At 48.0% G+C, this 26,142-nt stretch carries 25 protein-coding genes; 16 read left to right on the plus strand and 9 right to left on the minus strand.

Going from position 1 to position 26,142, the window contains the following annotated elements; all coding sequences use genetic code 11:
* Positions 1-154: 154 nt before the first annotated feature.
* Entirely contained in the window at positions 155-664 is a 510-nt protein-coding gene (locus SHEWMR4_RS03820; RefSeq protein WP_011621529.1) for a GNAT family N-acetyltransferase, read from the plus strand.
* A gap of 538 nt (positions 665-1,202) precedes the next feature.
* Here the strand turns inward: SHEWMR4_RS03820 and SHEWMR4_RS03825 are convergent.
* The 3 genes from SHEWMR4_RS03825 to SHEWMR4_RS03835 form a co-directional block, all read right to left on the minus strand.
* Positions 1,203-2,090 (minus strand): phosphoribulokinase, encoded by an 888-nt coding sequence (locus tag SHEWMR4_RS03825; RefSeq protein WP_011621530.1) that lies wholly within the window; start codon positions 2,088-2,090, stop codon positions 1,203-1,205.
* An 88-nt stretch (positions 2,091-2,178) separates the two neighbouring features.
* Positions 2,179-2,424: a YheU family protein gene (locus SHEWMR4_RS03830; protein WP_011621531.1), complete on the minus strand. Its 246-nt coding sequence runs from the start codon at positions 2,422-2,424 to the stop codon at positions 2,179-2,181.
* A 9-nt stretch (positions 2,425-2,433) separates the two neighbouring features.
* The gene (locus tag SHEWMR4_RS03835; protein WP_011621532.1) at positions 2,434-3,417 is read right to left on the minus strand and encodes a hydrolase; all 984 of its coding nucleotides are present in this window, start codon (positions 3,415-3,417) and stop codon (positions 2,434-2,436) included.
* Positions 3,418-3,528: 111 nt separating this feature from the next.
* Between SHEWMR4_RS03835 and SHEWMR4_RS03840 the strand changes: the two genes are divergently transcribed.
* The 3 genes from SHEWMR4_RS03840 to SHEWMR4_RS03850 are packed head-to-tail and all read left to right on the plus strand — an operon-like array spanning position 3,529 to position 6,106.
* Positions 3,529-4,035, plus strand: coding sequence for a hypothetical protein (locus SHEWMR4_RS03840; protein WP_011621533.1), 507 nt, complete (start codon positions 3,529-3,531; stop codon positions 4,033-4,035).
* A 46-nt stretch (positions 4,036-4,081) separates the two neighbouring features.
* A complete protein-coding gene (locus tag SHEWMR4_RS03845) occupies positions 4,082-5,683 on the plus strand; it encodes a GMC family oxidoreductase (RefSeq protein ID WP_011621534.1) in 1,602 nt (533 codons plus the stop codon).
* A gap of 12 nt (positions 5,684-5,695) precedes the next feature.
* On the plus strand, positions 5,696-6,106 hold the full coding sequence (locus SHEWMR4_RS03850) for a GFA family protein (protein ID WP_011621535.1): 411 nt from the start codon (positions 5,696-5,698) through the stop codon (positions 6,104-6,106).
* A 16-nt stretch (positions 6,107-6,122) separates the two neighbouring features.
* Here the strand turns inward: SHEWMR4_RS03850 and SHEWMR4_RS03855 are convergent, their stop codons facing one another.
* Positions 6,123-6,584: a TIGR02444 family protein gene (locus SHEWMR4_RS03855; protein WP_011621536.1), complete on the minus strand. Its 462-nt coding sequence runs from the start codon at positions 6,582-6,584 to the stop codon at positions 6,123-6,125.
* Between the two features lie 35 nt (positions 6,585-6,619).
* Positions 6,620-8,533: an ABC transporter ATP-binding protein gene (locus SHEWMR4_RS03860; RefSeq protein ID WP_011621537.1), complete on the minus strand. Its 1,914-nt coding sequence runs from the start codon at positions 8,531-8,533 to the stop codon at positions 6,620-6,622.
* Positions 8,534-8,924: 391 nt separating this feature from the next.
* Here SHEWMR4_RS03860 and SHEWMR4_RS03865 point away from each other — a divergent pair, with 391 nt between their 5' ends.
* A complete protein-coding gene (locus tag SHEWMR4_RS03865) occupies positions 8,925-9,125 on the plus strand; it encodes a YheV family putative zinc ribbon protein (RefSeq protein ID WP_011621538.1) in 201 nt (66 codons plus the stop codon).
* A gap of 20 nt (positions 9,126-9,145) precedes the next feature.
* Here the strand turns inward: SHEWMR4_RS03865 and SHEWMR4_RS03870 are convergent, their stop codons facing one another.
* The gene (locus SHEWMR4_RS03870) at positions 9,146-9,370 is read right to left on the minus strand and encodes a hypothetical protein (RefSeq protein ID WP_041408697.1); all 225 of its coding nucleotides are present in this window, start codon (positions 9,368-9,370) and stop codon (positions 9,146-9,148) included.
* Positions 9,371-9,546: 176 nt separating this feature from the next.
* Between SHEWMR4_RS03870 and SHEWMR4_RS03875 the strand changes: the two genes are divergently transcribed.
* From SHEWMR4_RS03875 to dbpA, 3 genes are all read left to right on the plus strand, one after another.
* Positions 9,547-11,061 (plus strand): DUF4041 domain-containing protein, encoded by a 1,515-nt coding sequence (locus SHEWMR4_RS03875; protein WP_198134662.1) that lies wholly within the window; start codon positions 9,547-9,549, stop codon positions 11,059-11,061.
* Between the two features lie 582 nt (positions 11,062-11,643).
* Positions 11,644-12,501, plus strand: coding sequence for a pirin family protein (locus tag SHEWMR4_RS03880; RefSeq protein WP_011621540.1), 858 nt, complete (start codon positions 11,644-11,646; stop codon positions 12,499-12,501).
* 516 nt (positions 12,502-13,017) lie between these two features.
* The gene (gene dbpA / locus SHEWMR4_RS03885; protein WP_011621541.1) at positions 13,018-14,394 is read left to right on the plus strand and encodes an ATP-dependent RNA helicase DbpA; all 1,377 of its coding nucleotides are present in this window, start codon (positions 13,018-13,020) and stop codon (positions 14,392-14,394) included.
* A 167-nt stretch (positions 14,395-14,561) separates the two neighbouring features.
* Here dbpA and SHEWMR4_RS03890 read toward each other — a convergent pair whose 3' ends face one another.
* Both SHEWMR4_RS03890 and SHEWMR4_RS03895 read right to left on the minus strand, forming a co-directional pair.
* Entirely contained in the window at positions 14,562-14,984 is a 423-nt protein-coding gene (locus SHEWMR4_RS03890; RefSeq protein ID WP_011621542.1) for a VOC family protein, read from the minus strand.
* Positions 14,985-15,106: 122 nt separating this feature from the next.
* Entirely contained in the window at positions 15,107-16,147 is a 1,041-nt protein-coding gene (locus SHEWMR4_RS03895) for an NADP(H)-dependent aldo-keto reductase (RefSeq protein WP_011621543.1), read from the minus strand.
* 465 nt (positions 16,148-16,612) lie between these two features.
* Between SHEWMR4_RS03895 and SHEWMR4_RS03900 the strand changes: the two genes are divergently transcribed.
* Genes SHEWMR4_RS03900 through nqrF form a run of 6 tightly spaced genes read left to right on the plus strand, consistent with a single transcriptional unit; the run spans position 16,613 to position 22,503 of the window.
* Positions 16,613-17,983 carry a Na(+)-translocating NADH-quinone reductase subunit A gene (locus tag SHEWMR4_RS03900; RefSeq protein ID WP_011621544.1) on the plus strand — a complete coding sequence of 457 codons (1,371 nt, stop codon included), beginning with the start codon at positions 16,613-16,615 and terminating at the stop codon, positions 17,981-17,983.
* The gene (locus SHEWMR4_RS03905) at positions 17,983-19,215 is read left to right on the plus strand and encodes an NADH:ubiquinone reductase (Na(+)-transporting) subunit B (RefSeq protein WP_011621545.1); all 1,233 of its coding nucleotides are present in this window, start codon (positions 17,983-17,985) and stop codon (positions 19,213-19,215) included. The genes SHEWMR4_RS03900 and SHEWMR4_RS03905 overlap by 1 nt, the downstream gene beginning before the upstream one ends.
* Complete coding sequence (locus SHEWMR4_RS03910; RefSeq protein ID WP_011621546.1) at positions 19,205-19,999, plus strand: Na(+)-translocating NADH-quinone reductase subunit C; 795 nt, start codon at positions 19,205-19,207, stop codon at positions 19,997-19,999. Before SHEWMR4_RS03905 ends, SHEWMR4_RS03910 begins: the two co-directional genes overlap by 11 nt.
* Positions 19,996-20,616, plus strand: coding sequence for an NADH:ubiquinone reductase (Na(+)-transporting) subunit D (locus SHEWMR4_RS03915; protein WP_011621547.1), 621 nt, complete (start codon positions 19,996-19,998; stop codon positions 20,614-20,616). The genes SHEWMR4_RS03910 and SHEWMR4_RS03915 overlap by 4 nt, the downstream gene beginning before the upstream one ends.
* A gap of 9 nt (positions 20,617-20,625) precedes the next feature.
* On the plus strand, positions 20,626-21,234 hold the full coding sequence (nqrE, locus tag SHEWMR4_RS03920) for an NADH:ubiquinone reductase (Na(+)-transporting) subunit E (protein WP_011621548.1): 609 nt from the start codon (positions 20,626-20,628) through the stop codon (positions 21,232-21,234).
* Positions 21,235-21,285: 51 nt separating this feature from the next.
* Positions 21,286-22,503 (plus strand): NADH:ubiquinone reductase (Na(+)-transporting) subunit F, encoded by a 1,218-nt coding sequence (gene nqrF, locus SHEWMR4_RS03925; protein ID WP_011621549.1) that lies wholly within the window; start codon positions 21,286-21,288, stop codon positions 22,501-22,503.
* Between the two features lie 562 nt (positions 22,504-23,065).
* On the opposite strand, the gene SHEWMR4_RS03930 is transcribed toward nqrF, so the two are convergent.
* Entirely contained in the window at positions 23,066-24,079 is a 1,014-nt protein-coding gene (locus SHEWMR4_RS03930; protein ID WP_011621306.1) for an IS110-like element ISShes7 family transposase, read from the minus strand.
* 400 nt (positions 24,080-24,479) lie between these two features.
* On the opposite strand from SHEWMR4_RS03930, the gene SHEWMR4_RS03935 reads away from it, so the two are divergent.
* Both SHEWMR4_RS03935 and SHEWMR4_RS03940 read left to right on the plus strand, forming a co-directional pair.
* The gene (locus tag SHEWMR4_RS03935) at positions 24,480-24,797 is read left to right on the plus strand and encodes a hypothetical protein (RefSeq protein WP_011621550.1); all 318 of its coding nucleotides are present in this window, start codon (positions 24,480-24,482) and stop codon (positions 24,795-24,797) included.
* Between the two features lie 119 nt (positions 24,798-24,916).
* Positions 24,917-26,101, plus strand: coding sequence for a serine hydrolase domain-containing protein (locus SHEWMR4_RS03940; protein WP_011621551.1), 1,185 nt, complete (start codon positions 24,917-24,919; stop codon positions 26,099-26,101).
* Positions 26,102-26,142 lie beyond the last annotated feature (41 nt).

Below are 26,142 nucleotides of genomic sequence, written 5' to 3' on the forward strand. Positions count from 1 at the left end.
CCAGTCGGCTCGCTTTTTTGATTTAAAACCGCCTTCGGGCGGTTTTTTATTGCCTAAAATTGAGGAATAGGATGTACTGATTGTTCAAGTGTTTATTCTTATGATTCAGCAGGTTAGTTGCTGGTGTGGCTGAAATGATCGTTCGGGAAAGACTATGCTAAGGATACGTAAAGCGACTCCATTAGATGCCAACACCTGTTGGGATATCCGCAATGCGGCCATCAATAAAGGCTGCGCTGGATTTTATTCTCAAGATGATTTGCGGTGCTGGACGCAGGGCGAATTGACCGAGTCTTTCACTCGCATGGTAGGCGCACATTTTTATGTGGCTGAAATCTTTGATGATGCTACTCAAGAAGGCACTTTGGTTGGCACCATTATGCTGGATGAGCCTTATGCCCAAGTCGAAGCCTTATTCGTTTCCCCCAATGCTATGGGCTTGGGTGTTGGTAAGTCACTACTGCAATTTATTGAATCAAAAGCCTTTAACTTAGGCATTGCCCAATTGCGATTGGAGTCGACCTTAAATGCGGTCGGATTTTATCGCCACTGTGGCTTCGGCGGTGAAGGCTTAGAGGAAGACGCCGTCTATTGCTCGCCCCGTGGCATCGCCTTGGATTGTCGAGTGATGTATAAGAATCTCGTGCGAAATAAATCAGTTTAATAACGGCTAGCTTAAACACTGGTATAAAGTTAACTATTGATTAGTTGTTGCTGAATGCTGACATACCCAAGGTAACCAACAGATCAAGCATTGAAGTGGGATTCACTTCTAATACTTGTTTTGAAGGGTTGTTGGCACACCCAAGGGAATCAACAGACCAAGCATTGAAGTGGAATTAACTGTTTAGACTAAACGCAAGACGGGGTTGTTGACATACCCAAGGTAACCAACAGAGCATGCATGGATGTGGAATTAATAGCTTAGACTTAACGCAATATGGGGTTGCTGACATACTCAAGGGAATCAACAGATCAAGCATTGAAGTGGAATTGACTTCTAATACTTGTTTTGAAGGGTTGTTGGCACACCCAAGGGAATCAACAGATCAAGATGGGGGAATTAACTCCCAAGAGTATGCCAACTATCGTTCTTTCGCCTGAAATCCCGATGCCAATAAGATTAACTTCAATGGCTTAAATCAAGCTTAATCTATTGCTCAAAAAGGCTTTATTTGATTAAGCCACATCTTAACTCTATCTCAGTTTGCCTGCGGGCTATTAAGCTGTTGGCGTTTTTCCATTAAATCTTTAATCAAGGGGGTGAGGATCAGCTCCATTGCTAGGGACATTTTTCCGCCCGGCACCACTAAGGTGTTGACCCGTGACATAAAGGAGCCTTGGATCATGCTCAAATAATAGGGGAAGTCGACGTTGTTGATACCGCGAAAACGGATCACCACAAAGCTTTCATCTAGGCTTGGAATATCTTTGGCGCTAAAGGGGTTAGAAGTGTCTACCGTCGGCACCCGTTGGAAGTTGATATGGGTACGGGAAAACTGCGGCGTCATATGTTTAATGTAATCGTCCATGCTGCGCACGATTGAGCCCATGACTTTTTCGCGGCTATGACCCCGCTCCGAGGTGTCACGAATGATCTTTTGGATCCACTCTAAGTTGACGATAGGCACCATGCCGATCAGCAAATCCACATGTTGGGCCACGTTGGCATCGCCCGTGACTACGCCACCATGTAAGCCTTCGTAATACAACATATCGGTGTTTTCGGGCAGTGGACGCCATTGGGTGAAGGTGCCCGGCATTTGGTTAAAAGGCACCGCCTCATCGAAGGTGTGTAAATAGCTGCGGGTTTCGCCTTGGCCCGTGGCGCCGTAATCGCGAAAGCATTGCTCTAGGCGGGCAAAGTTGTTGGCCTCGGGGCCAAAGTAACTCAGATTGCGATTCTCAGCCTGGGATTTACGGATCATCACTTCCATCTCTGCACGGGTAAAGTGATGAAAACTATCGCCTTCTACAAAGGCAGCGTTGATCCCTAGCTGGCGAAAGATATGACTAAAGGCGGTAGTAGTAGTGGTGGTTCCTGCGCCGGATGAGCCTGTAACTGCAATAATCGGATGTTTTGCTGACATTTTTTCTACCTAGCTAGGAACCTAAAGAGCCGCTCATTTGGAGCGATAAACCGTATAAGCTATTTATACGGCACAGGGATACTGGTGGTCAATCTTGCCGTTTTGCTACTTGGTCGGCGTGGCGAATAGCAAAGGATTCATCGTCCTCGCTGTATTCCAAGACGAGTTTTCCTTGTTTAAGTGCTTGTTGGCATTGCACTATTGCGGCTGATAGTTCTTGCTCATCTAGGCTAGTAAAACTACCATCCTCCACTTGGCCTAAAAGATATTCGCGGATCAAATTGGCTAACGTCTCTTTCGGAAGTTGGAGTAAAGCATCGTAGGGGATAAGCATTCGGGTTCCTTAAGGTGCCGATGAAGCATCATTGGCGAGTAAAAAGTCTAAAATGCGCCGCTCTAGATAATAGCGCGGCTTCCAAGGTGAACCACCCTCAATAAAACCGACATGGCCACCATGAGCATGTAATTCATATTCCACATGCTCCGAAAGCTGGCTGGAATGTGGGATAACGGCATCCGTCATAAAGGGATCGTCCTTGGCGTGCAAGATCAGCGTTGGCTTAGTGATGCACTTGATAAAGGGGAGGCCGCTGGCGCGAGTGTAGTAATCTTCAACGCCCAAAAATCCATGGAGCGGTGCGGTGACTTTATCGTCAAAGTCATAAAAAGTATTAAGATTAGCTACTTGCATTGGACTCAATGCCATCGCACCCGCCAGATCGGGGTCAGCGAGCTTTTGATTGACCTTATGCTGTAACTGTTTGATTAAATGGCTTTGATACACCTTTGAAAAACCATTTTCTAAGCGTTTAGCGCAGGCCGATAATTGCAGCGGCGCCGACACGACCACTGCTCTGCTTAACAGGCTCTGCTCTTGATATTCGCCTTGATATTTGGTCAGCACATTGCCGCCTAAGCTGTAACCCACGGCTAATAAAGGTGATTGCGGATACGTTTGTTGCAGCAGGCTTAGACTAAACTGCAGGTCGTCGGTATCGCCACTGTGATAACTGCGGGCGAGGCGATTGGTTTCCCCTGAGCAGCTTCTGTGATGGTGAACCACTGCTGCTAACTCTTGTTCTTTGCAGGCCTGTAGAATACGTCTGGCATAATGGGATTGGGCACTGCCCTCTAACCCATGAATGATGACCACAATCGGTTTGCCGACTTGGGGCCTTGCTTGCCAATCTAAATCGATAAAATCGCCGTCGGGAAGCTCGAGTCGTTGTCGCTCAAGCACAGGTTTGGCCACTTTAGTGAAAACGGGCAGAATAGTTTGTACATGGGGACTTTTGGCCCACCAAGGCGGATTAAAAACGTTTGGCATGGGATCTTATCTTGATATCAACTATTGCTGAAAATTAAAACGTGTGTTTAATTTAGATTCGCGGTCATTGTAGCACAATAATTTAACACTTAGCGTCTTGGGGAGACATAGATGAATAGACGTACCTTTTTACTGGGCGCGTTTGCCGGTACGGCGGCGATTGCCTTGGGGGTAAATCTCTACTCTCCCGAATTCAGCCTCCCCGATGAAGGCGAAGAAAAAGACTATCGTTTGTTATTTGGAGTGTTGTTACCTGTGATGCTCGATGGGGCCTTGCCCGATGTGGCAACCCATAAACAGGCGGCACAAAATCGCACCTTAGATGCCATTAAGCAATCGATCGCTGGGCTGCCCGATGAGCAACAGGCGGAGCTATTCGAACTACTCGATATGCTGGAAAATCGTCTCGGTTTACTGCTGCTGACCTCGAGTATGACGCCACTCTTGATGCGTTCGCCCAGCGACTTAACGCAAATGTTGGAAACCTGGCGCCACAGCTACTTTGCATTATTGCAAACGGCTTATTTAGGCCTGCGGGAATTAGTGATGGCCAGCTATTACGCCTGTCCAGAGCATTGGAGCCGACTTCACTACGCCAAGCCTGAATTGTTCAAATAGGCTGAATTTATAATAATAACAATAATGTAAGAATGGAGAATTCCAAGTGGCAATCATAGATCCCATAGTGACAGGCTTAAATTCCGGTTGGTTACATACCGACGCCAGTCAGCTGCAAGAAAACCAGCAATTTGAAGCCGATGTGGTGATTGTAGGCACGGGCGCAGGCGGCGGTGTGGCGGCGGAGATCCTCAGCCAAGCGGGGCTTAGTGTGATCATGATTGAAGCGGGGCCGCTTAAATCCTCCAGCGACTTTAATATGGAGGAGCGGGTCGCTTACCCTAATTTGTATCAACAGGCGGCCGCGATGAAAACCGCCGATAAGGCGATTGGGATTTTTCAAGGTCGCGCCGTGGGCGGCTCGACCACCATCAATTGGACCACCTCGATTCGTACTCCTAAGGAAGCCTTAGCCTTTTGGGCGCAGCATAAATCCGTTGCGGGTCTCGACCCCGACGCTCTGGCCCCTTGGTTCGAGCAGATGGAGCAGCGGCTTAATATTCATGAATGGAATTATGAACCTAACCGCAATAATGGCGCCCTCAAGCAAGGCTGCATCAACCTAGGTTGGGATTACACTGTTATTAAGCGTAACGTGGCGGGCTGTTGGAATACTGGTTATTGCGGCATGGGTTGCCCAGTCAATGCTAAGCAGTCGATGTTAGTGACTACGATTCCGACTGCATTAGAGAAGGGCGCGCAGCTTTTTAGCCGTGCCAAAGTCGTTAAGATTGAACACCATAATGGCCAAGTGTTTGCCCTCAAGGCGCAGGCGCTTGATGTTAATTTACGGCCGACGTCGGTCGAGCTGTTATTTAAAGCCAAACACTATATTTTAAGCGCTGGCGCTATCCACACGCCGACCTTGATGATGCGCTCCGACGTGCCCGATCCCTATCAGCTATTGGGCAAGCGTACCTTTTTGCATCCTACAGTGCTCTCTGGCGGCGTATTTGCCGATGCCATTAATGCCCACAGTGGGGCGCCTCAATCTATCTATTCCGATGAATTTGTTTGGAAAAATGGTGCCGATGGCGAGTTAGGTTACAAGCTTGAGGTGCCGCCGGTGCATCCGATTTTGATCGCCTCTAAAACCTTAGGTTACGGCGCCAGCCACGCCGAATTGATGGCGCAATTTAATCAGCTACAGGTCACTATCGCCTTGATCCGCGACGGTTATCATCCCGATAGCCAAGGTGGGCAAGTGCATCTCACCTCGACGGGCTTTGCCTTAGATTATCCGCTCTCCGAGGCCTTTTGGCGTGCGGCGCGGCGGGCGTATGCCAGCATGGCCGAATTGCAATTCTCGGCGGGGGCATTAAAAGTGCTGCCCATCAGTGATGGCATGCCTTATCTGTCGTCATGGAAGGAGGCGAAAGAGAGCATTGCGCAAATGGATTTAGCGCCGCTGCGGACAATCGTCGCCTCGGCGCACGTGATGGGCGGTTGCCCCTTTGGCGAGGATGAAAAGCTCTCTATGGTGAATAGCTATGGTCAGTCACATTATCTGGATAATCTGTCGGTGATGGACGGTTCTATCTTCCCGACCAGTCTCGGGGCCAATCCGCAGCTGTCGATTTATGGCATTACCGCGCGCAATGCCACGGCGCTGGCGCAAAAGCTGACCGATGGCCGAGAGCCGCAATAGCGTGGAGTCTGCATGCAATCTATAGCATCCTTGGAGGGCGGCTGTTTATGTGGGGCGATTCGTTATCGGATTGAGGGTAAGCCCTTCGACGCCGATTATTGCCATTGCCGCATGTGCCAAAAAAGCATTGGGGCCGTGTTTGGCGCCTGGATGGATTTTAAGCTGCATCAGGTGACTTGGCTTAAGGGCAAAGTGACGGAGTTTGCTTCATCTGAGTGTGTGAGACGCGGTTTTTGTGCCCACTGCGGCTGCTCGCTGACCTACAGGCACACTGAATATCCCGACTATCTCACCCTGACGATCGCAAGCTTAGATGATCCTGAACTGGTGCAGCCTAATTACCATATTTATACCGATGAGCAACCAAGTTGGCTCAAGATTGAGGATAACTGTCAGCGTTATCCTCAGGCTCGGACTAAGTAAGCTAACGTTTGGTCTATTAAGGCGCGATAAAATTCAGCGAATTTACATCGGCTGGGGATAGGCCAAACAGGGTCAGGTAACTCACCAGATTGGTTTGTGCGCCAGTTGGCGATAATCCATTGACGGCATTTAGAATTGTGCGCTGCGCCTTACGTTCCATCATCAGCTCAACGTCGAGCATCTGCTGATACTCTTCCTCATTCAGGCTTGCCTTGGCGAGGCGGCGCAGACGGCGATAGGGCGTGAGAAACTTTTCATCCCAATCCCAAACCGCATTGACCAGCTGTTGCCACTGCTCGGTTGAATATTCCCGCGGGCCCGCCACATCGCTGGTGAGATCTAAATACTGCGCCAGCAGTAAGAGATTCACATTCACTTGGCAGTTATCCTGTAGCTCGAGGCAAAGCTGCTTATTTTGCCCGTAGCTCATATCACACCAATGCCAAATTTGACTGTCTAACGGGGTTGCATCCGACATACTGTTTCCTTGTACGTTAGGCGATAGAGGGCCAATTACTGGCCCATCAGCTCAAGTTCCATTGAATCAATTTCTTCTTGCAGCTCAAGCCATTGCATTTCACTTTCTTCCAGCGTTTGTGTCAAGCTGGTGCGCTCACTGAGTACCGATGTGAGTTTGGCTTTATTGTCCTGATCGTAAAGCTCGCTATCGGCCAGTAGATGCTCCAACTCGGCGAGGCGTTCACTGAGCTTTTGCTGATCGGTTTCAAGCTTCGCCTGTTTGCGTTTAAGTGGCGACACCTTTTGGCGTAGCTCTGCCTCTAACCGCTTTTGCTGTTTCTTATCGACGGCGGGTTTGGCATCGTCACCGTTAACGGTGGAATTCGCACTGGCGGCCTTAGCGGCATCGAGTAACCATTGGTGGTAATCCTCTAAATCGCCATCGAAGGCCTGCACTTGGCCTTGGTCAACCAGATAGTAATCGCTACAGGTTAATCGCAGTAAGTGACGGTCGTGCGATACGATAACCATTGCGCCTTCAAAGGTTTGCAATGCCATAGTGAGCGCATGGCGCATCTCTAGATCTAAGTGGTTGGTCGGTTCGTCGAGCAGTAATAGGTTAGGGCGTTGCCACACTAATAAGGCCAACACTAAACGCGCTTTCTCGCCACCCGAGAAGGGGCGTACCGGCGAGAGCGCCATATCGCCATGGAAGCCAAAACCACCGAGGAAGTTACGTAATTCCTGCTCACGGGCATTGGGCGCGAGGCGCACCAGATGTTGCAGCGGCGTATCGTCTAAACGTAAAAATTCGATTTGGTGCTGGGCAAAGTAACCGATATTCAGGCCGGGATTGGGCTCATACAATCCGGTCATCGGTGACAGTTGTCCCGATAACAGTTTGATTAATGTCGATTTACCCGCACCGTTGCGGCCTAAGAGGCCAATACGGGCACCGGGAACTAAGTTCAAATGCACTTTGCTAAGGATTTGCTTATCACCATAACCCACTGCCACTTGTTCCATTTTTATCAATGGATTGGGCAGGGCTTCTGGCGGGCGAAACTCCATATAAAACGGGCTATCGGCCTGGGATGGCAATAGCTCAGTCATCCGCTCCAGCGCTTTTAAGCGGCTCTGCGCTTGCTTGGCTTTACTGGCCTTGTAGCGGAAGCGGTCGACGAAGGACTGCATATGCGCCCGTTCTTTTTGTTGGCGCTCATAGGCGACCTGTTGCTGCGCCATACGTTCGGCACGAATGCGCTCAAAGGCACTATAGTTGCCTTTGTAATAATTGAGTTTTTGATTCTCGACATGGACGATTTCATCGACAATCTCGTCGATAAAATCCCTATCGTGGCTGATTAAAATCAGCGTGCCTTGATAGGACTTAATCCACCCTTCGAGCCAGTACATGGTATCTAAGTCTAAGTGGTTGGTCGGTTCGTCGAGCAGCAGTAAGTCGGAGCGGCACAGCAGTGCCTGGGCAAGGTTTAAGCGCATCCGCCAACCACCCGAAAAGCTTTTCACTGGGTTATTTTGCTCGGCTTCGCTAAAGCCTAAACCTGCCAGCAAGGCACCTGCGCGGGCACGAATGGCGTAGCCGCCAATGGCATCGATTTTACCGTGCAGGGTGGCAATGGCGTGGCCATCATTGTGTTCCTGCGCGATATGCAAGTCGGCCTCAAGTTGGCGATATTCTTTATCACCATCAAGTACATACTCAAGTGCAGAGACTTCCAGCGCGGGCGTTTCTTGAGCTACGGTGGCGATTTGCCAACCCGAAGGCATACTGAACTCGCCTTTGTCTAAGCTCAGGTGACCCATAATTAATGCCAGCAGTGAGGACTTACCCGTGCCATTGGCGCCGACTAGGCCGACCTTATGGCCGGGATAGATGGTCAAAGAGGCTTCGTCGAGCAGGGTTTTGCTGCCACGGATTAATTGCGCTTGGTTGATGCTGATCATTAACTACAACTTGGTCATATCATGAATGAGTAAGGGCTGTGATGATAACGTACAAGCCGATGGCAAACCACAACTTAGGCCGAGTTGCTGAGGATTTCTTACACTTTTTACAGCATCTTTTGGGCAAGTGTGGTGGCGGCTTTTAGGGCGATCTTGTGATGAGTGCGAATATGAGTGTGCGGCCGATTTGGCAAATCCTTCTTGAGTGAATCCCGCAAGATGCTAACGCCTGCTCATATCTTATGGCATCACAACTTGGTTTAAAGGCTGGCAATAGCTGGGCACTGTGGCAAAATAGCGGCCAATTTCAGGCTCACGCTTTGGGTTTCTCAAGCGAAGCGGAGTTATCTTCTGATCCAACTGAGCTGGTCTGTGCATTAAAGGTATTAGCATGACAACCAAAATCAAAAAGCGCTTCGTAGCTGGCGCAAAATGCCCAAAATGTGGCGCCAAGGACAGCATTCTGCTGTTTAAAGAAAACGGTATCGAAACCGTAGAATGCACCGACTGTGATTACCGCGAACAACAAACCGATGTGAAAGTCACAGAAAAAGCCACAGGTGCCGTGATTGGGGTGTTTAAGCCTGACTAGGCTTGGTTTTGCTCGTTAATTTAAAAGCTGGACTTAAAAAGTCTCTCCAACTCGCTGTACAGGATTGTCATTGTTTCCCCTGTGACACGCCGTGAATATATCCCTATAGGCTCAACGGCGGCATTCATGCCGCCAACGGTCACTGTTACAACAATGGCAATTTTAACGACCATTGCACTGTTCATTCTGCTAAATGCTTTTGCCCCATTTTGTGCTGGGTTGGTATATTTACGCAATTTGCCCAATTAGTTTGTCCTTACAAATACTAATAGCAAGTATCTAAGTTTGTCGTTCATATTCGATTCTTCGTATATAAGTATCTCAATACTGACATTTGTTTGATTACATTTGAGTAAATCTTGGTTAACATTGTTGCTTCATGTCGAATTCGATGTCATAGCGATAAATGGATAATTCTACAATGACTTACACTCTGGTGGTTGCTATAGCTTTACTTCTCATTGTCGGTTTTCTTCTCCTAAGAAAAACTTCAAAATTGAGTAAAAAACTTGCAGATACAGAGGCTCTTCGGTCCGTGGCAGAGTCAACAATCGAAGAGTATAAAGAAAGATACTCTCAGATATTTGATGTTGAAGCTGAGTGCGAAAAACTCAAGGCGCAGCTGAAATTTGATACGCAAAAAATAGAAGAGACAGCACTTCAAACCTTACACGAAATCGAACAAAAAAAAGCTGAGGCTAATGCGGAGCGTCAATCTATTGAAGAGAAGATCAATGAACTCCAGATTGACTATAAAAGTAAGAAAGCCACCTACGACTCTCTAACTAAGCAAATTGCCATATTTAATGAGGATATTGAGCTTATTGAGCTTGGGTTCTATGAACCAAAGTTTGACTTTGATTCATCTGAAGCATTTAAAGAAGAGATTAACAAGTGCAAAGAACGCCAGAAAACTTTACTGAAAGAGAAGTCTTCTAGCGGAGCGATATATTGTTTCCGTGAATGGACTGTTGATGGTTCAAGAAGTGAAGGAAGGAAAATGACTGATAAGAGTATCCGCCTCACTGCTCGAGCCTTTAATAACGAATGTGAGGCAGCGACTGCAAATTGTACGTGGAAAAACGTCACAAAGATGGAAGAGCGTATAAATATGGCATTTGCAGCAATTAATAAGCTAAATGAACCAAATGCAATATCTATCACAGAACGTTATCTTAAAGAAAAATTGAGAGAACTTCAGTTGACCTATGAATATCGTCAAAAGAAACAACGCGAGAAAGAAGAGCAAGCGGAAATCAAAGCTCAAATGCGTGAGGAAGCAAGGATAGAGGCAGAGATAAAAAGAGCGGAAGATGAGGCTATTAAGGAGGAAAAGCGTTATCAAAAAGCCTTAGAAGTTGCGCGGCAGGAGCTTGAAAAGGCAAGTGATGAAATGAAATCAGAACTAGAAGAGCAGATAGCTCAGTTACAGGCCAACCTAGAAGAAGCTGAACGTAAGCACCAGCGTGTTCAATCAATGGCGGAACAAACCAAAAGAGGTCACGTTTATATTATTTCTAATATTGGTTCATTTGGAGAAAATATTTATAAGATAGGTATGACTCGCCGATTAGAGCCTATGGATAGAGTTAATGAGCTTGGAGATGCTTCGGTACCTTTTGCCTTCGATGTACATGCTATGATTTATACCAATGATGCACCAACTCTTGAGAAAAAACTTCACGACGAGTTTGATTCTCACCGATTAAATATGATTAATAGACGTAAAGAGTTTTTTAACGTATCTCTGGAAGGTATAAAACATGCGGTAAGTAAATTTTCCGAACAGTCTGTGGAGTTTATTGAAACAGCTGTTGCTCAGGATTATTACGAAACAAAAGCAATGAAGAAACAACTTTTGGTAAGACAAGGAAAGTTGGAATTAGAAGAGTCATATTCATCTAAAGCCATACCAAAATTTGCAGATGTACTGTAGAGCAGCTTAAAGCGTTTAGATTAAACGGGGGACATTTGAATAGCTTTGTCCAATCCTTAGATGACGAGATAGTTTGTGAATTGCCATTTTAGCACCAGTGACCGTTGGCGACAGGGCAGCTCATTCACATCTGACCCATAGGGATATGGGAAATGCCACTATGATGTTGGGAACATCATTGGCCATGTGATCGCTGCATTAGTACATCCTGTACCGCAGATGTCGCCGTCGAGCCTATATGGACACTTTTTGTGAAAGAATAGGACGGCGTGTCACTGGGGAGGTAATGGCAATTACTTTTACATTTTCGACCAACAGTACTCTGCCTTTTTCAAGACTATATTCATTCATTTGCTCTCTCTAAAAGTAAGTTTTTGAAGAATTAAGTTTGGCCAATATATATTTTGCTCTAACACCAACCATTCTACTTTATCGAAAAATCTAAGCGTGATTTCGCGTTATTCTTTTGCAAATTTCCTTGTTATTCTGCCTCCATCAGCATTGCCACTGTTTCACGCAGTCACTTCTAACTCAAGTGAGCGTGAGTGCACAGGCTAATGCCTTACGAGTTAGGAGCATAAAATGAAAGTCTTAGGTCAGTTTTCTGCTAAACCTGCGATGGATGGCGATGGGGTGAATATTCGCCGTGTGGCGGACTTTATCACGACCCATTTTGATCCGTTTTTGATGATGGATGAGATTAAATCCGATGATAAACAGGATTTTATTGGTGGCTTTCCACCGCATCCGCACCGTGGGATGGAGACCTTTACTTACATCCGTAAGGGTGGGTTTGAGCATCGCGATCAGATGGGTAACGTCAAAGCGATTCGTGCTGGCGATGTGCAGTGGATGAGCACGGGTTACGGCGTGGTGCATTCTGAAATGCCGTTGGCCGATGCGCTTAATGGTCTGCATGGCTTCCAAATTTGGGTCAATATGCCTGCCAAGGACAAACTGCGCCCCGCGACGTATCAGGATACGGCTTCAACCCCTAGCGTTGAAACCACGAACGACACAGGCGCCACCCTTAAAGCCTTGGCGGGGGATTGGGCTTTTGCGGGTAAAAGCGCGATCAGTGCCACCATTCAAGGATTAGCGGGCGAGGCGGCGATTGCCGACTTGATGATTAACGCCAATGGTGAGGCGCAGCTCGATTTATCCAAGCATGAGTTTGCCGCCCTCTATCTTTACCAAGGTGGCTTGAGTAAAGGTGAAGGCTCGCAGTGGTCATTCAATGAAGGCCAGTTTTTAGTGCTCGATAGCCAAACGCCATTGCAGCTCAAGGCCGATGAACGCGGTGCGGGCATGCTACTGTTTGTGGGTAAACCGATTCGCGAAAAAATCGTCCAAATGGGGCCGTTTGTGATGAACACCCAAGCGGAAATTCAGCAGGCGATTCGCGATTATCAAGAGGGCCGCTTTGGCAGTATCGCCTAAGTCTCGATTGCGTGAAATCTTGACTCCTGACTTGAAAACACCGCTATTACAAAGCTTGTTTTTCCGTAAGTCACACCCACTAAGCCCTGCCAACGCAGGGCTTTTTGTTAGCGCGCTTCTTATCTATCAGAGACTTCAAAGCAGGCAATTAAGCCTGCTTGGGTAGTTAAGCGAAAGACTTCAGGAAAAGAGCGCGCTTTATTGCTACAATAGCCGAGCTTTGGATGGTGCGGATAAGACTGAGCATGGCAAGTTGCCAACTTAGCCTTATTGCGCGACTGGCGTAGCTTATTTAAAGAGCTAGTTTAAAGGGCTAAGTTAAAGGGTTAAGTTAAAGACTTTAGTTAAGGTTAACCGCCAGAAATAAAGGCCTAACGAAATGGCTAAACGCCCCAAAGCGATAAGCGTATTTAATCAGTAACACTATGCAATTTCAGTGACTTGCCTGAGTTTAAGCCAGCGCGGGTTACCCACCACAGGATATTCGCCTTGAGCAATTCAGACACTCAGCCTTCAATGGCTTTCTCGACTCTTAAGCTAAAACCCGAACTGCTTGAGAACCTTACCACTATGGGCTATTACGAAATGACGCCGATTCAGGCGCAGAGTCTGCCAGCCATTTTAGCGGGCGAGGATGTGATTGGTCAGGGCAAGACGGGTTCGGGTAAAACGGCGGCCTTCGGTTTAGGCTTGTTGAACAAGTTAGATGTGAAGCGTTTTCGCATTCAAACCTTAGTGCTGTGTCCAACCCGCGAACTGGCTGACCAAGTAGCGCAGGAGATCCGCACACTGGCGCGTGGTATTCACAACGTAAAAGTGCTTACCCTCTGTGGCGGCGTGCCCATGGGGCCGCAAATCGGTTCGCTCGAGCATGGCGCCCACATTATCGTTGGTACGCCGGGGCGGATTGTCGATCACTTAGAGCGTAACCGTTTAGACCTAAGCAACCTGAATATGCTCGTGCTTGACGAAGCCGACCGTATGCTGGAAATGGGCTTCCAACCCCAGCTCGATGCGATTATCGAGCAGTCGCCACGCGAGCGCCAAACCTTGCTGTTTAGCGCAACCTTCCCCGAGCAGATCCAGTCGATTGCCAAGCAAATTATGTACGACCCTGTGATGGTGAAAGTGGCCGTGACCCACGAAAAGAGCACCATTGAGCAGCATTTCTACCACTTGGATGACGACAAGGCGCGCATGCAGGCGCTGCAATTATTGCTGCTGGATCGCAAGCCCGAGAGTGCGGTGGTGTTTTGTAATACCAAGCGCGAAACCCAAAAAGTGGCCGATGAACTCAGCGATGCAGGCTTTAGCGTTATCGCCCTGCACGGCGACTTAGAGCAGCGTGACCGGGATGAAACCCTGCTGCAATTTGCCAACAAGAGCGCCTGTGTGTTGGTCGCAACCGATGTGGCTGCCCGTGGCCTCGATATCGACGCACTGGACGCGGTATTTAACTACCATGTGGCCTATGATACCGAAGTGCATATTCACCGTATTGGCCGTACCGGCCGTGCGGGCAGTAAGGGCGCGGCTTTTACCTTCTTTAACGATCAAGATGGCTACAAAATTGCGTTATTAGAAGAGTACTTAGAGCGCGATATTCAGAGCGAAGCCTTACCATCATTAAGTTTGCTGGGCACTGCGCCCAATGCGCCAACCATGATCACCCTGCAAATCGATGGCGGTAAAAAAGAGAAACTCCGCCCCGGTGATATCCTCGGCGCCCTCACTGGTGAGAATGGTATCGAAGGCTCGCAGGTCGGCAAAATCCTTGTGACCGATTACCGCGCCTATGTGGCGGTGAATCGTAAAGTCGCTAAAAAGGCACTGAGTAAGATCACCAGCGGCCGCATTAAAGGCAAGTCCTACCGCGCGTGGTTAATGAAATAAGCCGCAGTTAAGTGATTAAAAAGCGAAGCCAAATGGCTTCGCTTTTTGTTTTACAGCATCTAGGTTGATAGTGCCTTGTTATGTCCGGGTGCTTGACTGTACTAGCGACGCTTGGCATTACTGCGTTTGTATCGAGGGTGGGTTAGCCTATTTATTCAATCACATAGTCACTGGCATCTTTTGGCCATGGGATGATTAGGGGTCAATTGCAGTAAATCCCAACGGTTGCCATAGAGATCCTCGAACACGGCAACGGTGCCGTAATCCTGCTGCTGCGGTTCACGAATAAAGCGGATCCCAATGGACTGCATATAGTGATAATCGCGCCAAAAATCATCGGTATTTAAGAATAGAAACACCCGGCCGCCAGCCTGATTACCGATAAAGGGTGCTTGCTCTGGCTTAGAGGCCTTGGCTAACAATAAGGCGGTACCACTGGAGTTGGGCGGGGCTACCACGACCCAACGCTTATCTTGCTCGGGTTGATAGCTGTCTTCAATCAATTCGAATTTGAGTTTCTTGACATAAAAATCAATCGCCTCATCGTAATCTCTTACGACAAGTGCGATATGGACAATCGCCTGTTTCATCTTTTTCTCGAGTTTTGATGTCTATTACAAGGGCTATTGTAATCGCTATCACAACGGTCGGGATACCGCTGCGATAGCATAAAACATCAATCAGTAGCGTAAGTCAGCGACTGACTTTAAGACTAAGGACAAGGCAATCTAAATGTATCTGACAGTTCGTTTAGTCGTGCGAGTAACTCGGGGGAGAGGCTGACCTTTAAGCTGTCGATATTCTCTTTCAGCTGGTATAAGTCCGTGGCACCAATGATATTTGAGCCAACAAATTTACGCGAGTTAACAAAGGCTAACGCCATTTGCGCAGGCGAGATATTAAACTCGCGGGCTAAGTCTACGTAGGCAGCGGTGGCATCGAGTGCCATTTGCGAGCCTGTATAACGGGCGAAGCGTTTAAACAGGGTTAAGCGCGCGCCTTCTGGCCATTGATTATTGCAATATTTGCCGCTCAAGGCACCAAAGGCCAAGGGCGAGTAGGCCAGCAGTGGCAACTCTTCGCGGTGGCTGATTTCACTCATGCCGACTTCAAAGCTGCGGTTGAGCAGGTTATAGGGGTTTTGCACTGTCACAATGCGCGGCAGGCCATGTTTTTCCGCCAGTTGCAGGTACTTCATCAGTCCCCAAGGGGTTTCGTTCGACACGCCGATGTAGCGCACTTTACCTTGTCGAATGACTTCGGCGAGGGCTTCGAGGGTTTCGAGGATCGGCGTTTGCTGCTCAATCTCTTGCTCGTCGTAAAATAATTCCCCGAAGAAGTTGGTATTGCGGTCTGGCCAATGCACTTGGTAGAGATCGATAGTATCGATTTGTAGGCGTTCGAGTGAGGCATCGACTGCTTGGTGGATATTGTTCCAGTCCAGCGCCATATTCTTGCGAATATAGTCACTCTTGCCACCCGGTGCGGCAATCTTAGTGGCGATTACTAGGTCATCACGGTTGCCACGGGCCTTAATGTATTGGCCCAAAATGCGCTCGGTTTCCCCTTGGGTTTCCGGCTTGGGCGGCACAGGGTACATTTCCGCAGTGTCAATAAAGTTGATGCCACTGCCGATGGCGTAGTCTAGCTGTGCGAAGGCTTCGGCTTGGGTATTTTGTTCGCCCCAAGTCATAGTGCCTAAACAGATTTTGCTCACCTCGAGATTAGAATGCGGTATGCGTCTGTATTCCATCTATTTCTCCTACGGAAACTATCTTAGTTCGAGGCTATCAAGCTTTTGCTGTAAAGCAAAGGTTAATAGGGCGTCAAACATTTTACTGCAGTAAAAATAACCAATGCTCTAAAGTCGGGAACCGCAGTGAGGTTGCGGGGCTGGCACCTTGGATTGCACACGAACTCGCCACCGACTTAGTGTTTTACGCCTTTGTCAAAAATTTGGGCTGAAAGGGGAGATTTTTGTCAGTTTTTATCTAGTTAAGTCGTAACTAAATCAGAAACACAGGAATTATGAATTATTTGTTATAAAACTACATTTGCAATTTCGCGCTGCAATTGATGTGAATCTATGTCACAAAATGGCGCGAATTTACGTATATTACTTACGAAATTGCGGCGGAATGTGACGCCAATATCGGATTATCTGTTAACAAACATCTACCCTAAATTTATCTAAAAATTTTCATGGTTGATATTTGTGATGGCAGATTTTTCAAACCAAGTTATAACGATCAAAAAAGGCCTCGACTTGCCGATTTCGGGTGAGCCTAGGCAGATCATCGAACCCGGTAACAGGCCATCCCAAGTGGCCTTGTTGGGTGAGGAGTATGTTGGCTTAAAACCGACTATGTTGGTGGAAGTCGGCGATAAGGTCAAAAAAGGCCAACCTTTGTTTGAAGATAAAAAAACAAAGGGCGTGCTGTTTACCGCTCCCGCCAGTGGTGAGATTGTTGCAATCCACCGTGGTGAACGTCGGGTGTTGCAATCCGTGGTGATCCGCTGCAATGGCTTAGACGCCGATGAGCAGATCCGTTTCGACATACACACCGATTTACAGGCCTTATCTGCGGATGTGGTTAAAGCGCAACTGGTTAAGAGCGGCCTGTGGACGGCGCTGCGTACCCGTCCTTTCTCCCGCGTTCCCGCACTCGATGCCAAACCCGCAGGCATTTTCGTGACGGCGATGGATACCAATCCACTCGCCGCCGATCCTAGATTGATTATTGCCGAGCAGAGCGACGCCTTTAAGGCGGGCTTAGCGGTACTGAGTCATTTAACCGAAGGCAAGGTTTACCTCTGCCAAGATAAGGGCGAGACCTTAGTCGGCGCCGACTTACCTAAAGTGCAAGTGCGCCGTTTTACTGGGGTACATCCTGCCGGATTAGCCGGGACTCACATTCACTTTACCTTACCCGTCAGCATTGAACGTCAGGTGTGGCATATCGGCTATCAAGACGTTATCGCCTACGGCAAGCTGTTCCAAACCGGTGAGCTTTATACCGACCGCGTCGTGGCGCTGGGTGGCCCGAGCGTGCTTAACCCACGTTTACTGCGCACTCAGTTAGGTGCAGAGCTGAGCGCCTTAGTGGCCGACGAAGTGAAACCCGGTAACAACCGTGTGGTATCAGGCTCAGTGTTATCTGGCCATACAGCTAGGGGCGTACATGACTTTTTAGGTCGTTTCCACAACCAAGTATCGGTTCTTGCTGAAGATGCGCAGCACCAAGTATTGCCTTGGGTGCGTGGCGGTTCGGACAAGTTCTCTATCACCCGTGCGGTGACTTCACGCTTATTTGGCCTGACCAAGTCCTTCGAATTTACGACGCATCAGGGCGGCTCTCACCGCGCCATGATGGCCTTTGGTCAGCTCGATCGCGTTATGCCATTAGATATTTTACCCACTCTACTAGTGCGTGACTTAGTGGTGCGAGATACCGACGAGGCGCAGGCGTTAGGCGCATTGGAGTTAGATGAAGAAGATTTAGCCCTGTGTACCTTTGTGTGCCCCGGCAAGTATGACTTCGGTAAAGAGTTACGTGCCTGTCTAGATGTTATTGAGAGGGAAGGTTAATGACGACACAACCTAAAAAACCTGATTTACAGGACGCCCCTGATTTGCAGCAAGAGTATTACGCCACGGGTAAATCGATGAAGGGCTTTGTGCGCTCATTGGTGATCGCCAGTGGTCGCAGCACTAAGGGACAAGTACACGTACGTGACGCCATTGACGTAAAACGTACCATGACCTTAGTGGGTCTTTGTTTATTACCCGCCATTTTATTTGGCTTATATAACGTAGGCTTACAGGCTCAGCTCGCACTAGCAAGTGGCCTAACGACGCCAGAAACCTGGAAACTCGCACTGTTTAATGCCCTAAGCGGTGGCTTAAGTGTCGAGACGGGCGTGATTGGCCTGTTCCTCTATGGCTTAAGTTTTTATCTGCCGATTTACTTAACGGCCTTGCTGACCAGCCTGTTCTGGGAAGTGGTGTTTGCCAAGGTGCGTCGTCAAGAATTGCACGAAGGCTTCTTCGTCACTGCCTTGTTATTTACGCTGATTTTACCCGTTTCGATTCCACTCTGGTTGGTGGTGATGGGGATTAGCTTTGGGGTGGTAATTGCCAAAGAGCTGTTTGGTGGCATGGGATACAACTTCCTTAACCCCGCATTAGCAGGTTTGGCGTTTATCTATTTTGCTTACCCTTCTGAAGTGTCAACCGTTAAGCAACTGGTTGCTGTAGATGGCTTTTCAGGCGCGACAGCCTTAGCGCAAGCCGCAGCCGGCAAGCTGCAATTTGCCGATTACGCTTGGTACAGCGCCTTTAGCGATCCTAACTGGTGGAATAATTTCTTCGGCTTTACCGTAGGTGCGATTGGTGAAACCAGCACACTTGCTGTGCTGCTCGGTGGGTTATTGCTGCTTATCACCCGTTTAGCCGACTGGCGCATCGTGGTGGGCGTGATGTTGGGCATGATTGCCACTGCAACCTTGTTCAATGTTATTGGTTCAAGCACTAACCAGATGATGGCAATGCCTTGGACATGGCACTTAGTCACGGGCGGCTTTGCTATCGCGATGATGTTTATGGCGACCGATCCAGTGACGACCTCTTATACCCGCCAAGGCAAGTTTGCCTACGGCGCCTTGATTGGTTTTATGACAATCCTTATCCGTGTGGCTAACCCCAAAATGCCAGAAGGCGTGATGTTAGCCATCCTGTTCGCCAACCTGTGGGCGCCGCTGTTCGATTATCTGGTGGCCCGTGCCAACATCAAGCGGAGAGTAAAACGTCATGGTATTTAAGAAAGATACTGTGGTGGGGACCATGATCTTCACCATCACGCTCTGCCTTTTGTGCTCCTTTATGATTACTGGCACCGCAGGCGTGTTGAAAGAGCGTAAGCTCGCGAAAAAACGCGATGAGTTACAACGTTATGTGTTGATGGCGGCCGATGTAAATATTGGCCAAGGCAATGAGTTTAGAGAGATTTTTGCTAAATCCGTTAAGCCATTATTGATTAATCTCGACACAGGCAAAGTGGACTCTGATGCCAATGTACTCGACTTTGATGAGCGCATGGCGGCGATTAACCCAGAAACCTCAAGCGCCCCTAAAAAAGATATCGCCAAAATCAAGACCCGCGCCAACGATGCCCGCGTGTTTAAGGTGTTCGATGATAGCGGCAAGTTATCCAGCGTGGTCGTGCCTTTCTACGGTAAAGGGCTGTGGTCGATGATCTACGGTTACGTGGCCGTCGAACCTGACTTTAACACTATTAAAGGCATGGTGGTTTACGAGCACGGTGAAACCCCTGGTATCGGTGACTTTGTGACTGACCCACATTGGTTATCCCTGTGGAAGGGTAAACAACTCTTTGATGAAAAAGGCAAGTTTGCGATGCGCCTCGTGAAAGGCGGCGCCAAAGAGGGTGATATCCACGGTGTTGATGCTGTGAGTGGCGCGACCATGACCGGCCGTGGCGTGCAGCGTGCAATGGAGTTTTGGTTTGGCGTCGAGGGTTTCCAAACCTTCTTCAACCAATTAAAAGCATCGGCTGAACAAGGTGAGTTGGGAGGTGCAAAATGAGCAACAGTTTATCCATGCGGGACATGCTAGCAGGCCCTGTGTTTGCCAATAACCCAGTGGCGATGCAAGTGCTGGGCGTATGTTCGGCGCTGGCGGTGAGTAACTCCATGCAGACGGCCGTGGTGATGACACTGGCGGTGACCTTCGTACTGGTGTTCTCAAACCTTATCATCTCCGCCATTCGCAACTTTATCCCTAACAGCGTGCGGATTATTGCCCAGATGACGGTCATTGCCTCCTTGGTGATTATCGTCGACATGGTGTTGCAGGATGTGGCTTACGAGCTATCTAAGCAACTATCTGTATTTGTTGGGTTAATCATCACTAACTGTATCATCATGGGCCGCGCCGAAGCCTTTGCGATGAAGTATCCACCTCACTTAGCCGTGGTCGATGCCGTGGGTAACGCGGCGGGTTATGGCTTGGTGCTGATCAGTGTGGCCTTTGTGCGTGAGCTATTAGGCACGGGCAATTTGTTTGGGCATAGCGTGTTGACTACGGTTGAAAACGGCGGCTGGTACTTACCCAATGAGATGTTTAAGTTGCCCCCAAGCGCCTTCTTCCTAATTGGCCTGCTGATCTGGACCATTAACGTGATCCAGCGTAAACGCGGTTAAGGAGCGGATATGGAACACTATATTAATCTGTTTTTACAGGCCACATTCTTAGACAACATGGCGCTGTCGTTCTTCCTCGGTATGTGTACCTTCTTAGCCGTGTCTAAAAAGGTGTCGACCGCCTTCGGCTTAGGCGTAGCGGTTATCGTGGTGATGACCTTAGCCGTGCCTTTAAACCAACTGATCTATGTGAAGGTGTTAGCACCGGGCGCATTGGCTTGGGCGGGCATGCCTGGTATCGACTTAAGTTACCTGCAACTGATCACCTTTATCGGTGTGATTGCGGCCTTAGTGCAAATCCTTGAAATGTTTTTAGATAAATACATTCCAAGCCTGTATGACTCCCTCGGGATCTTCCTGCCACTGCTCACCGTAAACTGCGCGATTTTTGCCGGGGTGATCTTTATGGCTAACCGTGATTACAACTTTGCCGAATCGGCGGTGTTTGCTATGGGTTCGGGCACGGGGTGGGCGCTGGCGATTGTGATGCTGGCCGGGCTGCGTGAACGGATGAAGTTTCATGCGATTCCCGAAGGCTTACAGGGGATTGGTATCACCTTTATTACCACAGGGTTGATGGCACTTGGCTTTATGTCTTTCTCGGGGATCTCGCTGTAACGCGTGGCTGAGAAAGTGAAACCGCATTCTGTTTAGAAAAAGGGTTATCGAATGGAAATGGCAATAGGCATAGGCATGTTCACCTTAGTGGTGTGCCTACTGGTGATAGTAATCCTTATCGCCAAAAAGAAATTAGTGACTACCGGTGAGATCACTATCGGGATTAACGACGATGCCGAGAAAAGCATTAAAGTTGCCGCGGGCGACAAACTGCTTGGCGCCTTGGCGAGTAAGAATATTTTTATTCCCTCGGCCTGTGGCGGCGGCGGTACCTGCGGCCAGTGCCGGGTGAAAGTCAAATCGGGCGGTGGTGATATTCTGCCAACAGAACAAGGGCATATCACTAAAAAAGAAGCCAAAGAAGGTTGTCGTCTCGCCTGCCAAGTCGCGGTGAAAACCGATATGGAACTTGAGCTAGAGGAAGAAATATTCGGTGTGAAGAAGTGGCAATGTGAGGTGATCTCAAACGATAACAAGGCCACCTTTATCAAAGAGTTATTGCTAAAACTGCCCGAGGGTGAAGACGTACACTTCAAGGCGGGTGGCTATATTCAAATTGAAGCGCCAGCCCATGTGGTGAAGTATGCCGATTTTGATATTCCGGCTAAGTACCGCGACGATTGGGAAAAATACGGCCTGTTCGACTTAGTTTCCACCGTCAATGAAGACGTGCTGCGCGCCTATTCGATGGCGAACTATCCCGATGAAAAGGGCCGCATCATGCTTAACGTGCGGATTGCCACGCCACCATCGGCCAATGTGCCACCGGGTAAGATGTCTTCTTACATCTTTAACCTCAAGGCGGGGGATAAGGTGACCATCTCTGGCCCATTCGGCGAGTTCTTTGTGAAAGAAACCGATGCGGAAATGGTATTTATCGGCGGTGGTGCGGGTATGGCACCGATGCGCTCGCATATTTTCGATCAGCTAAAGAGTAAAAAGACCAAGCGTAAGATGAGCTTCTGGTACGGCGCACGCTCAAGCCGCGAAGTGTTTTACCAGCAGGACTTCGACACCTTGGCCGCCGAGAACGACAACTTCGTCTGGCATGTGGCGTTGTCTGAGCCGCTGCCAGAGGATAATTGGACGGGTTACACTGGCTTTATTCATAATGTGCTCTATGAGAATTATCTTAAAAATCACAAGGCACCAGAGGATTGTGAGTTCTATATGTGTGGCCCACCGATCATGAACTCCTCGGTGATCCGTATGCTCGAAAGCCTAGGGGTCGAGCCTGAAAATATCCTGCTCGATGACTTTGGTGATTAAGCAGTAAGTGGAAAAGAAAATCGCGTTAGGCAGGGCTAGTACAGCTGAGTCTAACGCGATTTTTTTTTATAGGGCTTTTGATATCTAGCTAAAAGATTTTCCACTATGGCGGATTAAATAGCCCAGCATACGCTGACTTTCAGCGGTGTAAGACGGCATATGAAACTCACCATGCCAAATTGTTGAGCCTCAAACGAAGGCCAAAAACTTCTGGTAGGCAGGTTATTGCCTTGTCTTACAAAAGATATTCATTTATATCTCGATAAACTTAGTGATTAAGCACAGCCATTCCAGTGACACGCAGCAAGTACGTATATGGACACCTCGAATAGATCAACCACTTTTTAAGTAACAGAAAGTAATACTGCGTACGTATATCCGACCTGTTTATGAGAATCTTTGCTCTCTGGCCTTAATGAGAACCGCGCCTTTGCAGCTTATCGTCCGTCCGGAGTCATATGCTCCTTGTACTCTCTCAGCATCTGCAAAGGCCGGTATTACCTGTTACTTCATTATCTGTAGTCGTGTTTTTGGGGTGAGTTTAATACTCGATTTTTACAAATTAACAAGACCGATATTCGCTGCGATGAAACAGCAGCGCCCAAATGATCCGCGCCAATTTGTTTGCAATTGCTACTGCCGCTTTCTGTTTACCCCGCCGCTCAATCACCTTTAAGGCCCATACGGAGATCCTGTCATTACTCTTACTTGCATAGCGAATAATCGACCAAGCTCCCTGGATCAGTTGCCGCCGCAGATAGCTGTTACCTCGTTTGGTTATGCCGCTTAATTTCTGTTTTCCCCCACTGGAAAACTCTTTAGGAACCAGTCCTAAATTTGCAGAAAAATGCCGAGCACCATGATAGCCAGAGCCATCTCCGGCAAATGACACCGCGGCAGTGGCAATGATTTCTGCAACGCCTCTTATACCCATTAGTCGCTTGGCATCTGGGTGCGTTCTTGCCTGCAGTTTGATGTCTTTTTCCAGTGAACCTATTGCAACGTTGATCGCACGCAACTCTTCCATCAGCTCACGCATGTATTGGCGTGCAATCGTAGTGAGTTGATTACTGGCATCCTCAAGTAATTCCGGCAGTAAAAGATTCAATGGATTACGTCCTTTAGGGAGGGCTATTCCATATTCACTTAGTAAACCTCTGATTTGATTGGTTAGTGCAGTGCGTATTCTGATCCGGCGCTCGCGAATTCTGTGAGTAATGATGATATCAACCTGCGCTAAGGTTCTCGGCTGGACGAAAATCAGGTTCGGTCTCTGCGCCGCCTCACAGATAGCGAAGGCATCATTGCGATCGTTCTTATTGCCTTTGACAAATGGCTTAACATGCTGAGGCGGGATCAGTTTGACGTCATGCCCGAGAGAAAGTAACTCTCTGCCCCAATAGTTAGAGCCACTGCAGGCTTCCATCGCAATAGTGGCATCAGGGTAAGTACGCAGAAAAGTAAGGAGCTGAGCACGTTTAATCGAACGGTTAAAAACACTCTTGCCAGCTTGATTTACCCCACATACTTGGAAGATATTTTTTGCGAGATCAATTCCTATTAGTGTAACTTTCATTTTGGACACCTTTTGTTGTTATTGAACGTGCAAATTCAATATGGCGTAAATGACGCCTACTTCACAAGAGGTGTCCATCCCATCATCCATGTATGCTCGACCGTGACATCCATGTCACGGACGGCCACTTCCATATCTGTGCTTAATCCTGCTGACCACAGCGTATCCTCTTAGCTTGAATATGCCTCAAATTTGTCTTTTCTTTGTAAAATTTAACAATGGGTGTCTCAATAGATTTATTACTTGAACCTCAGTCAAAAGATTTAACCTTAGTCAATTCAGCTTAAGTTTCTTTAGTTTACGAGCGGAATTTCGTAAGTTGAATCGTCTTATCTAAGTACTTATGCCTATAGGTATTATTTAATCATGGATTCAACCGTTTGTAGGATAGGAGGTTCGTTTGAAAAGGCTAGCCATAGCATTACTTATCAGTTTCTCCCTTAGTGCATGTTCTTCACTCAATGAAATTAAATTAGACGCTCAATCGGCACCCAGTTATATCGGCGAAAAAGTCAAAGTCACCACTGTATCGGGTAAACAGGTGGAATTTACCGTCGAAAGAGTGACTGATCAGCAGATTGAGGGAGAAGGAAAAGAAGTCAAAATTGAAGAGATACAAACATTGGAGGTTGAAGAGTTTAGCCCGCTAAAATCGATATCACTCACAGCGGGTTTATATATGTTGGGTGCGGTAATTATTGCCGTTGTGGTGTTATAACGAATTATCAATTGCTTCCTAACTGGCACTCCAAACCTCAAGTCACACTTAAGGTGTGCCTGTGATAAGCTGCCGCTTTCTAATCAGGCTGTATTTGCTAATTAAGTTAAGGATAACCCATGCGTTTGAGTGTTATTGGCTCCCTGCTATCGGGGCTGTTATTACTCCCAAGTGCCAATAGTGTTGGCGAGTCACTTGAAACTGCAATTGTGCCGGAAAGCGCGCAAGGCGGTCAGTCAGTTAAGCTTGAAAGCCAAACTGCATCTTCAGAATCTAAGCTTGGGGAGATTAAGAGCTTAATCCAAGCGGCGATAATGGATTCGCCGCAGCCATTTAGCGGTAGCGTTATTCTACTTGAAGAGGGGAAACCACTGCTTGAATTACAAAAGGGCGAAGGTATCAATCAAGATTCGCGGTTTGTAATGGCATCGCTCTCGAAACAAATTACCGCAACGCTAGTGTTGCAGGCACTCGATGCGGGGAAACTCGATTTAAATCAAACGCTAAACCATTACCTTTTTGGCGATCTTGAGGCGGAATCTAAGGCGCTAAAAGCCACTGATGCGGGCGCCAATGCGGGGGATTTGAATCCCAACCGTTATGATGAGCGCATTACTTTGCACCAACTGCTGAACCATACATCGGGTGTTGCCAGCATTGGACAGGCCAATCGCTTCGAGCCGGGTAGCCAATTTGAATACTCTAATTTGGGTTATTCACTGCTTGGGCAAGTGCTCGAGAAGGTGAATCACCAATCCTTTACCGAGCAGCTGGCACAATTTGCTGCGCGGTACCAACTCAATGGCTTAAGTGCCGAGCTTGGCAGCCTTGAGGTGATTCATGCCAAAGTGCCAAGTCTGGCAGTGGGATTGCAGGAAAGCGAATTGATTGCGCCTGCTGAGCTGGTGATTGATGAAGCGTTATTGCCCGCAGGGGGATTAATTGCCTCGACGGCTACTTATGCCGCCTTTCAGCAGCAATTACATGCTGGCAAGTTGTTGAGCCCTGAGAGTTATCAGCGGATGACCACTGCGTATATCGAGTTGCCATTTTTGTGGCCGAATATGCGCTATGGTTATGGGATAAGGATCAATAAGGACAATGACTTGGTCGAATATAGCCATACGGGGTATGTTTCGGGTTATATGTCGATGACGCTGCATTATCCCGAGTTTAATCTGGACTTGGTAATGCTGGAAAATCTCTCCTTAAACCTTAACGACCGTAACCGGGTATTTGAACTGCATAATCAAATACGCCAAATCATTCGTAGTCAGTTGCTTGCTAAAGCTTTTAAGGCTTAAGACTTGCCATTATGTTGGCTAATAGCCATCCAAGTGTGCAG

The organism is Shewanella sp. MR-4, from assembly GCF_000014685.1.
Lineage (GTDB): Bacteria > Pseudomonadota > Gammaproteobacteria > Enterobacterales > Shewanellaceae > Shewanella.